This window comes from Woronichinia naegeliana WA131, from assembly GCA_025370055.1.
Classification (GTDB): Bacteria; Cyanobacteriota; Cyanobacteriia; order Cyanobacteriales; family Microcystaceae; genus Woronichinia; species Woronichinia naegeliana.
Genome location: CP073041.1, coordinates 3,269,700 through 3,284,238, shown reverse-complemented (window position 1 = coordinate 3,284,238; position 14,539 = coordinate 3,269,700). Strand labels below are relative to the sequence as shown.

Sequence of the window (14,539 nt, the reverse complement as noted above, 5' to 3'; positions counted from 1 at the left end):
TTGTTAAGTGCGATCGCGGAGGTCGAGAGTTCATAAAAGATTACGCTAATTGGTATAACACGCTTTTTACAGGGATTATAAGGAATTTTTCTAGTGATCGTTCTATTTTGGGGTAATATATGGAAAGTTTCTGCTTTTTTTTCCTCTAAGGGTTGATTATATGAAAAATTTCTGTAATATAAATGGTTATACCGCTTAGTTCTGGTAGCATAAAAACAGTCAGCACCCTACCTTGTGCAATCAAGTACAGAAACTTGTCAAAGCTGGATTTTTAAACCCCTTATTTTTTGGGGTTATCAGTTGGTTAAGGATAACTACTATGTTTAAGCAACGAATGTCAACACGCTCTTCTGATACACATGGGAAATACTTCAGTACCAGGCAACACATTGCCTAAAGTTATCGGGATTGTATTTGTATCTCTTCTGTTGTCGCTAGGGATGCAGAGTGCAGCCTTTGCTGTGTTGGCATCGATTGAGCAAGCTGAGCAAGTAGGGGATTCATTTCGGGAAATTTACCCGTTTCATTTGCAAATTGTTGGCTTAACCTCACCACTCAAAGACCAAAGCCGCGTTCTCATCATCTCGGAACCACCACCGCATATTAGTCCTGATTATTTTCTGAGTATCGTAGATTCTGTTGGTGGTAAGGCTTTTGTCAGAACAAACCGAATTGGCTATGACGGGTGGGTGAAAGATGCAGTATTAGCATTACCGCCTTTAAGCGAAGACAAGCTTGCTTTCCTTCTAACTCGACTTCACCAGGATTTATACGGTACTTCTTATAAGGCAAATGCCGTCCAATTACCTATTAAACCGCCACCTGTAAACAATCGTTCGCTCGATTTATCTGTATCTGTTGGGGACTTAAGTAAATGGCTTAATAGTAAGGAAATAAAGTTCACATCAATCATAGGAGGGAATGCTCGTCCTATATCTGATATCTTGTCATCTAGGCAATCTGGCGTTTTTATTAGTAACCAGCGTGGTTTAGTTGTTTGGTCAATTCCACGCAACCAGGACTTAGCGAAATATCGCGCAGAAGCTCGGCAGTTTTTCTTAGATTCAGACTTGATTGTTGGAGCGATCGCCAATAATCACCAACTTGCAATTGTTGCCCGCGAACGAACCGAATCTTTATTGCGTCTACCGCCTTTACGTTTTGAAACAGCTTTAACTTTAGCAGGCGAAAGAAGTTATGAATTAGGACAGAGCTATGAAAGAAAGCAGTTGTTTGCTGGAAAGTTGTCTGACACAACTGACTGGGCACCGATTTACCTCAGTAACAGCCTCATCGATACTGAATTTGGTAGTTTGCTCAATATTACTGATCAGGTGCTAAAGTCTTGGTCAATGAATGGGGAAATTCAGTATATCAACTTCAACAAATATCCTAAACCACAGCGGTTTCCACAATTTCCCTCGACTATAAAGGTATTGATTAAGAAGGCAGGGTCATTCCTCTTTAATTGGAATACAGCAGGAGCAGGTTATACCACTCTGATTCAACCTTATGAATTCTATGCCCTAAATAAAACCGGTTCACTACCAATTACCTATGGTGCTGAGTCCGAATCAGTTAAAGCTTATGAAGAAATTGCATATAATTACTTTTCGGAATTAGGCAATCCAGATTTAGCAAGAGTTGTTCAATATACAGCACTTTATCAAATCTTCCACCAATTTGGCATTGGCACTAAAGAACTATCGATTCAAAAAAGCCTGTCGTTGGGAGATAAAGTTCTTGAGACAGACACTAACCTTGTATTAGAAAAAATATTGGTAATGCCACTTAACGAGTATTCTAAAAAGCTAGAAGATACTCTTGGAAGATATAGTTTGACTCGCCAAACAAAAGGCACACTGAGAAATTCATTCGAGAATCTGTACAAGATAATCAATCAAGGTAAATCACGCTGGGGAATGTCTGCCATTCATACACTCTCTAAAATGATAGCTGCTCCTCAAACCTTTAGTTTAAAGAGCAATGATCCTAACTTTAAAGAATGGCTTTTCTCAAGCTATGAAGTTGTTGTAACAAATTCTGAGATTCTCCACACATTATTAGAGGTTAACATTGAGAACATCAAAGAAAATTATGTTGAAGCATTTGATGTAGATTCTAATACCTGGATTAAGACTCCATCTATTGTGCTTTCAAAAGATGTAGGTAGTAATACGATTGTGGGGGGACATAATCTGGATTCGACGCTGACACAACTACGAGCGAGTCCTGATGTACCAACTGGAAAAATTCGTCTTGTTAGGGGAAGTGGCACTGAACCAGTTATTCTTTACAATCCAAATGACTTAAGTAGAATTCATCCATTAGTTCGCAGACTGGCAACAGAACGAATAACAACGAATGATGTTAAAAGTATTACTAATAGTCTGGAGAAAGCTTTAAGGGAAACTCCTTCAAGTCGTCCACTAGCACAAGTATTAGATCTTCCGCCTGCGTCGACTTCTACACACAGAGGCTTACCTCCAGCCCTTGAGCCTCCTACAGCAAGCCCTCTTTTGGGATGGGGTTTGCGTGATAAACCCCTTACCCCTGATGAAATACAACGACTTTTAATAGGTGATCAACTTGGTTCTCAGTCCATTATTATCGAGCGTTTATCTAATGGGTATGCTGTTCTTCGCTCTGGAAATAATCAAGTTGTAGAAGCCCACACTATTACCAGCTTTTATGATGAATTATTACCTCAATTTATGCGCTCTATTCCTGATGGCGATCCACCAATTAAGATTTATCTCAATGGCTTTACACCTGATGAAGCTCAAGCCCTTGCACTGACAGGCTCTTTACGACAAAAAACTCAACAGATTTCTTTTCGACGAGACAGTGATTTCTCTGAAAATATGGCTTTGCTGAAGCGTTCCTATAACTGGGATAGAGCAATAATTAAAGAAGTAAAAACTGAGCCTTTTTCAGTCGCATCCAAATCAGGTGAGAGGGTAATCATTGATATTGAAATTCCATCAATAAGCCCCAATGTTCCTTCTCTCAAAATGCGAATCATCACTTTCTTAAAAGAATTACCTAAGGAGATTGCTGACAAAATTGCTGCTATTGTTCAAAGAGTTTTAAATAGACCTACGACTCAGAAACGCACCGTCAATCAAATAGCTTTTGATATTCATAAAGAACTGAGAAAGGAATTTCCAGATATTGATCTTGGTGTTCAGATCGAAGCTGGAGACATATATATTACACAACCAGTGAGATCGGATTATCTTGCACGTCGATGAACTATACATGACTACTAAACCCCATGAATGCGCCTTGGCATTAGCGATTCCATTAAATCGAAATGACTTCTTGTTAGGTTTAGATCTGAGTGCCAACAAAGACTTTATTAAAAGCCTAGCTCGTCGGAATGCGGCTTTAACAGAAGATGCTTTATGGGAGACAGTCTATGCTCACACAGTTACAACGGTTACATCAGTAGCTCAAGCAGCTTCAGCTAAGGGTGTGACAGTTATAACTAACGCGACTCTGAGCGATGTACGAGATTTATTTCGACAATTTCGGGTAGTAACTCTTGTTGCTCATTGGCGATCGGCAAGATTCTATCCAGCAGACTTTCTCGATCCTAACCAACTCATCAAAGCTCTTGTACAGCCGCCAACATCCTTAATAGAGAAATTTGTCAATATACTTCCACAAAACTGGATATCAACCATACAAAAGCTTGAAGCTGACAATGATATTACACAGACATTAGCCAAAACTTTAGCAAACGAATTTAACGTTTTTTTAGAATCCGTTAAACTACATCCTGAACTTGTACCAAATCAAACTTACCAAACTACTACTTATGATGTCGATTACCAAAAGTATCTGAATCGAATAGCGATCGATGGCATATTTAGAGACTTTATTTTACCAGGAAATCGCATTGAGTTTTTTGACGAATTACATCCTATCGAAGACTTCGTAACAGCAATTCCACAAAACTATGATGGCTTAATTGACTTTACAGTGTGTAATTCAGTTTTGATTGGTGACGCAATAAAACGACAGCGAAGGTGTATTGTTATTGTTAACAAAGAACTAGCAACACTGGAACTTAGAATGGTCATTTACAAAGGCATAATTGAGCTATTGTCTCGGCTTGATATCGATTATATGAATGCTGCTGCAATGATCCGACATACAAGTTTAAAATGGTTTAACTATTCAAATATGAGGGGGAAACTCATGAAGGATCTAAAAAGCGTGTTACGGCGTTATGCTCCTACAATAAAAATGGGAGAGGAAGAAATTCCATTACAGAAAGAACGGCTTAAAGTTGATTTACAACGATTACAAAAATCTAAGGATTGGGCATTTTATATTTGTGCAGGCATGGTTATATTAGCTTTTCTCATCTCGATTGGTCTAGTTGTTACCCTTTTTCGAGAGCCTGATAAGATAACCATTTTATTTGGTGCAACTGGACTAACTACAGCAGGACTTATCTCAGTTATGCGCGGAATTTGGAAAGAGAAGGTCGCAATTGAACTGACGATGGCTTTACTCGAAAATATACGTCCTGAAGCCTTTGAGTCACTTATTCCGGTGATTCTTCAAAAATTCTGAAAGTAGTGAGAAAGTTGGGTAAACCTGTAAGTTGGTTTGACAATGGGAAACCCAACATCCCACAACAATAAAACGAAAAGACATCCGATAAAATCGGTTAGCACACAAAATCAAATTTTTTAAAGCGATCGCGCTTCTTATTCTGTTTTTATAAACTGCGATTTTTTTTATAAACTGCGATCGTCTAAACAATATCCAGAAATGCGATGCAATATCCCGAAATGCGATCATTTTTATAAACTGCGATCATTTTTATAAACTGCGATCGTCTAAACAATATCCCGAAATGCGATCACGTTTCCTATTCTGTTTTTAAAAATTGCGATCTTTGATTGGATGAAACCATAGCGAGACTCAACATAATCCCTGAAGCCAATGGTTTATGCTAAGTTAAAATAAAAGTACAACCCTTGCAACGGGAGCAAGCCCATGACAGTTAATCAACTTCGTTATAGCAAAGAAGAATTTGCTCAACGTGGCAATGAAATTTATCAATCTCAGGTGCGTCCCCAAGTAGAGGAAAGCAATCACGGCAAAATTGTGGCGATCGATATCGAAACGGGTGATTTTGAGCTTGCCAACGACACAATAACGGCTTCTAATCGACTGCTTGAACGAAACCCTGATGCTCAAATCTGGCGTATCCGCATTGGGCATAAAGGAGTTCACCGCTTTGGCGTAGGTCGTCTGCTTTAATTTTATGATGAATGGAATTGTCAATCAAAACTGCGAGGCGACAATTCGGTTAGTCGTAAGCAATGAAAGTAAACAGAGACAGACAATTGATGCTGTCATTGATACAGGGTTCACAGGCTTTTTGACGTTACCTCTAATAGTAATCAACAGCCTCGACTTACGCTTGTATAGCCGTGAAGAGGGAATATTAGGGGATGGAAGTACCTGTATCTTTGACGTGTACAGTGGTCTTGTTATTTGGGACGGTGAATATCGATATATTGATGTTAACGCCGCCGAAACAGATCCTTTGGTCGGTATGAGTTTGCTTTACGGCTATCGGATACAGCTTGATGCGATCGAGCGTGGAATAGTCGTAATTCAATCGTTGAAAAGTTTAAGCTAATTGATTTATGAAAGCGATCGCGCTTCCTATTCTGTTTTTAGAAAATGCGATCATTTTTATAAACTGCGATCATCTAAACAATATTCCGAATTGCGATCATTTTTCTTATTCTGTCTTTACAAAATGCGATCATTTTTATAAACTGCGATTGTTTTTATAAACTGCGATCGTCTAAAGAATATCCCGAAATGCGATCATTTTTATAAACTGCGATTCTTTTTATAAACTGCGATTATCTAAACAATATCCCGAAATGCGATTGTTTTTATAAACTGCGATTGTCTAAACAATATCCCGAAATGCGATCATTTTTATAAACTGCGATTGTTTTTATAAACTGCGATCGTCTAAACAATATCCCGAAATGCGATCACCCAAGGTTTAAAGATGGGAAGAATTGATATTAAGTAGTCATGCAAAATTAATTACCTATACAGACAAGTGCTATAATAGCCTAAATCAAAAGTAATGATACCATATAAAAAATCAAAAAGGAGATGACTATGAAGTTTATTTGTGATTTAAGTTGGGACACAAAGAAAATGCTAGAACACATTTACGAGCAAAGTAAGCATCATCAAACAAGACAACGTGCAAAGTGCCTTCTATTGAGCTTAAAAGGAACGCCAATAAAAGAGCTAATGAAAATATTTGAAGTAACAAGAAAGACAATTTACAATTGGTTTAGTTCTTGGGAAGAAAATAAATTGTTAGGGCTGTATGAGCGTGCGGGTCGAGGCAGAAAGCCAAAGTTAACAAAAGAACAAGAAAAACAAGTAAAAGAGTGGGTAAAAGAGGATCCTAAAAATCTAAAGAATGTCCAAATTAAAATAGAGAAAGAATGGGACTATAAAATCAGTAAAGATACAATTAAAAGAACTATAAAAAAGTTTGATATGAGATGGAAAAGAATGAAGATGGGTCTGAGCAAAAGTGCTGTGGAATGGGAGTTAGAGGTGAAATTACCTAAAATAAAAGAGCTAAAAGAACAAGATGAACAAGGAGAAATTGATCTGAGATACTTTGATGAAGCAGGCTGGGGAATGAGAGCCTGTATTCCTTATGGGTGGCAAGAAAAAGATGAGCCAGTAATATTAAAAGATGTATAAGGAAAAAGAATTAATGTAATAGGTGTAATGAACGTAAGAAATGAGTTATATTATGAGCAGCATGAAAAAAATATTAACAGTGAAATGATAATTAGTTTTATTGATAAATTTAGTGAAAAGATAGAGAAGAAAACAGTATTGTTAATGGATCAAGCAACAATTCACACAAGTGACAAAATAATGGAAAAAATAGAAGAGTGGAAAGAGAAAAATCTAGAAATATTTTGGTTGCCAGCTTATTCACCAAAGTTAAATTTAATTGAAATACTATGGAAATTCATAAAATATGAATGGGTAGAAGTAAGTGCGTATGAAAGCAAAAAGAGTTTACGCAATTACCTCACAAAAGTGCTTGAAGGCTTCGGGACTGAGTATGTAATTAATTTTGCATGATCACTTATTATCTCCTCTTTTTTTAATTCACAACCTATGACCGTGCTTAGTATATCATAGAGCGACTAGAGCAGGATGACTGCTACGCTAAACCGTGTTTAGAATAAAATAGGTCAGATTAAAGTTTCTTATACATATCATCTTAAGAGTTTGGTATAAGGCATGGGCAGAAACTAGCTAAGATGGGAAGTTAAGTTTTCATGCAGAGGGGATTGAGTATTGAGCAGGCAGCAACCTTTCTGGCTTTGGCGCAATTCTCCCTTTCAATGGGCGATCGCCGTCATCTTTTTATTGGGCTTACTGTTGCGCTTTTGGAAGTTAAGTCAGTTTAATGTATTGGTCTTTGATGAAGTTTACTATGCCAAATTTGCCAACGATTACTGGTTAGGGAAACCCTTTTTTCCGTCCCATCCCCCCCTCAGTCATTATCTCATTGCCTTGGGCATGGCGGTTGGTTCTCTTTTTCCCGCTTCCCCTGATACTGTCAATAATTTAACGGGTTCTCTGCACTCGACCTGGAGTTATCGCTGGCTGAATGCCCTAACCGGTTCCTTTATTCCTGTATTAGTCGCTGGACTTGCCTATCAGTTAACCCAACGTCGTCTTTTTAGCGTAATTGTGATGACTTTGGCTGCCTTAGATGGTATTTATTTAGTGGAATCTCGTTATGCTTTAAATAATATTTATCTCATTTTCTTTGGCTTATTAGGACAGTTATTTTTTCTTTACTATCTTCAGCATCACCGTCTTAAAGATTTAATCCTAGCAGGTATTTTTCTCGGTTGTGCGGGTAGCGTTAAATGGAATGGTTTTGCTTTTTTACTAGGCCTTTATCTCCTCGTAGCGATCGCTTGGCTACAGAAAGCTATCAGCAATAAAGAGAAGCAATCAGACGAAAAAGCCATCGGATTATTAACGCAATTAGGAAATCTTAAGCCTCTCCCCCTATTTTTTGTATTAGTTCTATTACCGATAATTGTCTATAGTTTGCTCTGGATTCCCCATTTACTCATGAATCCAGACTATCGTTCCCTAGAAGGCTTTTGGCGCATTCAAAAAGAAACTCTCTCCTATCACGAACGGATTGGTAATACTCCACAAGTTCATCCCTATTGCTCTCCCTGGTATAGCTGGTTAATTCTTTGGCGACCTGTGGCCTATTACTATCAAACCAAGGGGCCCCAAAATATTGTCTATGATGTCCACAGTATGGCCAATCCACTCCTATTGTGGTTTTCCACTGGCGCAATGATCATTCTTTTTGGAACAGTTTGCTTGTCTTTTATCTCTCGTCATCGACAATCTCAACTACTACCCCTGCGAGGAATTACCCTCTATATTGGCATTAATTATTTGGCTAATTTACTCCCCTGGCTGAAAGTTAGTCGCTGTACTTTTTTTTATCACTATATGGCCGCCTATCTTTTTAGCTGGTTTGCCCTGGCATTAATATTAGAAAATTTGATTACCAAGCCTAATCCCTTCCCTCGTTATTTAGGCTTTAGTATTTTGGGATTAATTGCATTATCTTTTTTTTATTGGCTACCGATATTTTTAGGATTGCCTTTAACTTCCCAAGCTTTTTATTGGCGAATGCTATTACCGAGTTGGATTTAGGAAATTTGGTGATGAAAACAGGATTGAAATCTCAAATCTTAGACTAAACACTGCTACAATGGGGAGTCGGTTAAATACCTTGCCCATTTTAGTTTTCTTATTCAATTAACGGTTCAATCAATGGTTATCGAAATTAGCAATCTTAAACGAGAGCTAGAGATTCTCGATTCGCGCCTGGGGAAAACCCAGGACTATCTTTGACTTCCCTGCTCTACAAGCGACCATTCAAGATTTAGAACAGGTCGCCGCCCAGCCTGAATTTTGGGATAGCCCCGAAACTGCCCAGGCTAAGCTTCAGGAACTCAACGATTATAAATCTCAGATTGAACAGTATCAGCAATGGCAGCGTCAGTGGGAAGATAGTCAAGCGATCGTAGAACTGCTAGAGTTAGAACCCGATCAATCCCTGTTTAACGAAGCGGAAGCTACCCTCAAAGCCTTGACCCAGGATCTAGAGCGCTGGGAATTACAACGATTACTGTCTGGCCCCTACGATAGCCAGGGCGCGATTTTGACCATCAATGCGGGGGCTGGCGGCACTGATGCTCAGGATTGGGCCGAAATGTTATTACGAATGTACACTCGTTGGGGAGAAAAGCAAGGATATCAAGTCCATCTAGCGGAGTTATCTGAGGGGGATGAAGCAGGTATTAAATCTGTCACTCTAGAAATTGTGGGACGTTATGCCTATGGTTATCTCAAGGGTGAGAAGGGAACCCATCGTTTGGTGCGGATTTCGCCCTTTAATGCCAATGGTAAGCGACAAACCAGTTTTGCCGGTGTGGAAGTGATGCCCATTTTGGAGGAAGGGGCGATTAAGCTAGATATTCCCGAAAAGGATCTGGACATTAGTACTTCCCGTGCGGGGGGTAAAGGTGGACAGAATGTCAACAAAGTGGAAACCGCCGTTAGAATTGTCCATATTCCGACGGGGATTGCTGTTCGTTGTACCCAGGAGCGATCGCAGTTACAAAATAAAGAAAAAGCCCTGACCATTCTCAAGGCTAAATTATTAATTGTTTTACAGGAACAACGGGCCCAGGCGATCGCCGAAATTCGAGGAGATATGGTGGAAGCCGCCTGGGGTAATCAAATTCGTAATTACGTTTTCCATCCCTACCAATTGGTAAAAGATCTACGCACTAACATCGAAACGACGGATATCAATGGCGTAATGGGTGGTGATTTAGAGGCTTTTATCGAATCTTATCTGCGTTATTCAACTCGGAACGATAATTAAAGCAGCTAATGGGGGAATGCTATAGTTATGCCATCGGGTAAGAAGTTCATCTGCAAGAATTTTTGAAATTACGAGACTCCCCCCTTGCATTTTCTGCATAACCTGATTAGAGTGAATAGCAGATTTTAACGCTTAAAACAACCCTAAAATTAGCAAATTTCCATGAGTGATACGCCTTCTCCGAATCCCACCGATGTTCCTCCCCTGGAACCGCCTCCCAGTTACGTTAAGCTGGCTATGCGAAATATGGTGCGAAAAAAAGGAAAATCCCTCACTCATTTTTTCTTAACGACCACTGGTTTATTGGCTGTGTTGATTGGTATTTCTTATCTCACTCGCTAAGGTTAACAGTCTATGCCGGTTTCTTCTCAAACTGCCGTTACCGTTGAACTCTATTTTCAAGCTGTTTTTCAGCTAGTAATAGACGTGGATGGGGCCTGGCAATATCCTGATGGAGAGAAATGGCAAAATTGGATACAGACTTGGTTCAATAGCTTACGAGAAGATCTCCCTGATGCAGATGCCTATGAATTAACCTTACGGTTGACTGATGACCAGGAGATAAAGCAGCTTAATAGCCAATTTCGTCAACAGGAGAAACCCACTGATGTTTTATCCTTTGCGGCCTTGGAGGCCGATCTCCCTGATTACCATGACTGTCAATCTGATGATCAGGTTAGGGAAGCCCTTTATTTAGGTGATATCGTTATTTCCCTAGAAACTGCCTCCCAACAGGCAATAGAGCATTGTCATTCCCTGATCATAGAATTAGCTTGGTTAGCGACTCACGGTCTTTTGCATCTCCTGGGATGGGATCATCCTGATGATCAAAGCCTAAATACAATGTTAGCTAAACAAGCCCTGCTCTTAGAACAAGTTGGATTAGTGGCCAATTTTGAATCCTAGTACTTCAAGATATTGTTTTGAGAAATTACTGTTTACTACGCTGCTCTGGAGTGTTCCCATAATGAAATCTCAAATTCCGATGCCTCCCCTTTCCCCCGCTTCATTTTCAACTAAGGCATTTTTAGGCAATGGCAATTCCCGTTCTTCTACGATGACTCCAGTCAAGGGATTAACCCATCCTCCCCAAAATAAGATTCCGGGCCGAGATCTCGCTTGGCAAATTGCACCGGACTTATTTACTAGTTTCCGTTATGCCTGGTCAGGGGTACGTTATGCCTATGTTACTCAACGGAATTTTCGCATTCATACGGTCATTGGTATCCTGGCGATCGCGGCCGGCCTTTCTCTAAGTTTAAGTTCCGTTAGTCTGGCGATTTTGACCCTCACCTCTGCCCTCGTTATGGTATTGGAACTGCTGAATACCGCCCTCGAATCAGTGGTCGATCTAACCGTAGGGCAGTCCTATCACGAATTAGCTAAAATAGCCAAGGATTGTGCGGCTGGTGCCGTTTTAATTTCGGCGATCGCGGCAGTTATCGTCGCCAGTTGTTTATTAGTTCCCCCATTGGTGGCTTTAGTGTTTTAATAACGGTGACACACCCTTTGCCGAGACCAAGACCAGGAGACCCGCTTTGATACTCGTTATCGATAATTACGATAGTTTTACCTATAATCTCGTTCAATATTTAGGGGAATTAGGACAGGAATTCCCAGTGGCAGCCGATATCCAAGTTTACCGTAATGATAAGATCGATCTAGAGAAAATTCGATTGATTCAACCCGATGGTATTGTCATCTCTCCTGGCCCCGGTCGCCCCGATGATGCGGGAATCTCCTTAGCTATTATTCAAGAATTAGGCCCTACCGTTCCAATTTTAGGGGTTTGTCTAGGACATCAAAGCATTGGCCAGATATTTGGCGGCAACGTCATTTCGGCCCCAACCCTCATGCATGGCAAAACTTCAGAAATCTATCACAGTGGACAAGGTATTTTTAACGGAGTCAGTAATCCATTTTCAGCGACTCGATACCACAGTTTAGTGGTAGAAAAAGAGACATTGCCCGATTGTTTAGAAATCACGGGTTGGATCGACGATGGCATGATTATGGGTTTACGTCATCGTCAATATCCTCATATTCAAGGAGTGCAATTCCACCCCGAAAGTATTTTAACCAGCGAAGGCAAACAACTTTTACGAAATTTTCTGCAATCCTTAAGTTAAGGAAAGTGATTTTCTGCAAAGTCTTAGGATTAAGTTAAATCCCCCAATGATTGGAGCCCACATTCCGTACTTGGCAACAAGAATTTTAATTAATACGAACAAGTCTAGATTAGCATAAGTGCTTCCCCACAAAGGTTTCAGGAATCACAGTCTGCTGATCAACAAAAGTACTCCTCTTTATGCAGCACAAAAGCACTGATAAGCGCACTACTATAGTCTTTCCTTCTCCATCTATATCTAGATATCTAGGGCTTGCTGAAAAAGTCAAAAAACGAAAGAAATGTGGGTTAGGGAAGTATGGACTGAAAAAGCATAGATAACTTATCCTTATGGAAACAAATCAAAATACAGATTTTGTTTAATCTATTGTTCCTTTCTGTCTAAAAAGGTCAACACAAATCACTCCTCACAAAAGAGAGGAAAATTAACACCATTTTTCACAAGAAAAACGACTCTACAACTTTTTACTTTTTGTCTTCTGAAGTAGAGTAGAAAGATTCATTACCAAAAAGTTCATCGCAATTACCGTTTCCGAGGTCTCAGGTAGTTTGGCCATCACTCGACCAAGACTAAATTTCCTCTTTCCCTGTCCGAATTTACCCTCAATGGCATTACGCACTCTTTCATCTGAGCGTGCCTCTTTCTTTTTTTCTTTGCTCACCTCTTTCGGCGGTCTTCCCAATCGGGGACCACTCATTCTTATATCCCTTTCTTTACAATAAGCTCGATTCGCTTTTGTTCGATAGATTTTATCCACATGAACCGATTCCGGATAACATCCTGTTTCCCTTTTATATTCTTCTATTCGCGCTTGTAAATCTCCCGATTCGTTGTAATTATCCCAACTTAATTTGTCTAAGAAGACAAAGCCATTCACATTACTTGCCGATATTTTAGCTCCAAACTCTACTGCTTTTCCCGCTTTTCCACGCACTATTGGACGCACGTGAGGTTGGCTTACACTCACAATTCTGTTTTCTACTTTATTTGTCTTTTTTTCATACATTTCTAACTGTTGCTCATACACTTTTCCTATCGTTACAAGCTCTTCTTGCTCTTTTTTCGTTAGTTTTTCTAACTTTGCTCCCTCTTCTATCATTTTTTCTATATCAGACAAGTTTCTTTTTATATATCCTAGTTGTTTTTTTGTTCCTTTTCTTCTTTCTTTTTTTGACACACGACGTTTTTTTGCTATGGCTAAGTACTCTTTTCTTGCCACTTCCCTATAAGTCCTCGGCTTTTCTTTCCTTCTCTCTTTTATTTCTTCATACAGCTTATCTATTATTTTTTCTGTTTTTTCTCTGGCATCATTCAATATTCCTATATCCGTTGGATATTTTATATCTGCTGGTGTACAAGTCGCATCTAACAATAACTTTCCTTCATTTTCTTTTTTTTCTGACGCTACACCCGTCGCTTTTTTTTCTATTTCTTTATTAATTTTATTTATTTATTAATTCCATTCCTATTTTTTTACGAAAATGAACCATCATTGACGCATTAAATGCTTCTTTGCTACTATAGCTTTCCATTCCTATAAAGTACTGTAAATAAGGGTTCTCTTTTATTTGTTCTACTGTTTCTCTGTCACTTTTTCCTGAAATTTCTTTGATAATTAATGCTCCTAATGCCATTCTAAATGATTTGGCTGGGGCTCCTTTTTTTTCTGTGAAGTTTTTTGCATATTCTTCCTCATATTCTTCCCAGGGAATCATTTTTGACATTTCTATCCAACGATTTTCTTCGTCTAACTGCCCGCCGAACAGATTTTTCAAGTTTTCTGGTGTTTCAATTGAGTACTGTTGCTTTCGGTACATCTGCTTTCTCTCTTCTTAATGCAATGGTTTTGAGGCATTCTACCCTATTTTCGTGCATTCTAGCGGTTCTTAATTCGCCTACTATTTTTCTCCGTAAAGGTTTCAGCTTTTTTCAGCAAGCCCTAATTAATGCTCCTAATGCCATTCTAAATGATTTGGCTGGGGCTCCTTTTTTTTCTGTGAAGTTTTTTGCATATTCTTCCTCATATTCTTCCCAGGGAATCATTTTTGACATTTCTATCCAACGATTTTCTTCGTCTAACTGCCCGCCGAACAGATTTTTCAAGTTTTCTGGTGTTTCAATTGAGTACTGTTGCTTTCGGTACATCTGCTTTCTCTCTTCTTAATGCAATGGTTTTGAGGCATTCTACCCTATTTTCGTGCATTCTAGCGGTTCTTAATTCGCCTACTATTTTTCTCCGTAAAGGTCTCAGCTTTTTTCAGCAAGCCCTATCTAGTGTTGTGATGGCTAATGATGCCTGCATATAGCGTGTAAATTTTAAATTATTTATTTTCTTCTAATTGGTACGGAATATGGGTTGGAGGACTTAGGAAAATTAGAGATG

At 39.2% G+C, this 14,539-nt stretch carries 9 protein-coding genes and 3 pseudogenes; 10 read left to right on the top strand and 2 right to left on the bottom strand.

The window, feature by feature from the left end; all coding sequences use genetic code 11:
* The first annotated feature begins 440 nt into the window (after positions 1-440).
* From KA717_16585 to KA717_16540, 10 genes and pseudogenes are all read left to right on the top strand, one after another.
* Positions 441-3,254 carry a hypothetical protein gene (locus KA717_16585; protein UXE64005.1) on the top strand — a complete coding sequence of 938 codons (2,814 nt, stop codon included), beginning with the start codon at positions 441-443 and terminating at the stop codon, positions 3,252-3,254.
* Between the two features lie 7 nt (positions 3,255-3,261).
* The gene (locus KA717_16580) at positions 3,262-4,587 is read left to right on the top strand and encodes a hypothetical protein (GenBank protein ID UXE64004.1); all 1,326 of its coding nucleotides are present in this window, start codon (positions 3,262-3,264) and stop codon (positions 4,585-4,587) included.
* A 429-nt stretch (positions 4,588-5,016) separates the two neighbouring features.
* On the top strand, positions 5,017-5,283 hold the full coding sequence (locus KA717_16575) for a hypothetical protein (GenBank protein UXE64003.1): 267 nt from the start codon (positions 5,017-5,019) through the stop codon (positions 5,281-5,283).
* An 888-nt stretch (positions 5,284-6,171) separates the two neighbouring features.
* Positions 6,172-7,170: pseudogene (locus KA717_16570) on the top strand (IS630 family transposase).
* A 219-nt stretch (positions 7,171-7,389) separates the two neighbouring features.
* Positions 7,390-8,787: a phospholipid carrier-dependent glycosyltransferase gene (locus KA717_16565; GenBank protein UXE64002.1), complete on the top strand. Its 1,398-nt coding sequence runs from the start codon at positions 7,390-7,392 to the stop codon at positions 8,785-8,787.
* Positions 8,788-8,907: 120 nt separating this feature from the next.
* Positions 8,908-10,027, top strand: a protein-coding gene (gene prfB / locus KA717_16560) for a peptide chain release factor 2 (GenBank protein UXE64001.1) whose coding sequence is annotated in 2 segments (ribosomal slippage) — positions 8,908-8,985 and positions 8,987-10,027 — 1,119 coding nt in all. Because the reading frame shifts where the segments join, the coding sequence is not laid out codon by codon here.
* Positions 10,028-10,189: 162 nt separating this feature from the next.
* The gene (locus KA717_16555; GenBank protein ID UXE64000.1) at positions 10,190-10,369 is read left to right on the top strand and encodes a DUF3285 domain-containing protein; all 180 of its coding nucleotides are present in this window, start codon (positions 10,190-10,192) and stop codon (positions 10,367-10,369) included.
* A 12-nt stretch (positions 10,370-10,381) separates the two neighbouring features.
* On the top strand, positions 10,382-10,933 hold the full coding sequence (gene ybeY, locus KA717_16550) for an rRNA maturation RNase YbeY (GenBank protein UXE63999.1): 552 nt from the start codon (positions 10,382-10,384) through the stop codon (positions 10,931-10,933).
* Positions 10,934-11,084: 151 nt separating this feature from the next.
* Positions 11,085-11,519 carry a diacylglycerol kinase family protein gene (locus KA717_16545; GenBank protein UXE64688.1) on the top strand — a complete coding sequence of 145 codons (435 nt, stop codon included), beginning with the start codon at positions 11,085-11,087 and terminating at the stop codon, positions 11,517-11,519.
* Positions 11,520-11,565: 46 nt separating this feature from the next.
* Entirely contained in the window at positions 11,566-12,156 is a 591-nt protein-coding gene (locus tag KA717_16540; GenBank protein ID UXE63998.1) for an aminodeoxychorismate/anthranilate synthase component II, read from the top strand.
* A gap of 475 nt (positions 12,157-12,631) precedes the next feature.
* Here KA717_16540 and KA717_16535 read toward each other — a convergent pair.
* Positions 12,632-13,973, bottom strand: a pseudogene (locus KA717_16535) (IS5 family transposase).
* Positions 13,974-14,097: 124 nt separating this feature from the next.
* Positions 14,098-14,301 (bottom strand): annotated as a pseudogene (locus KA717_16530) (IS5/IS1182 family transposase).
* Positions 14,302-14,539 lie beyond the last annotated feature (238 nt).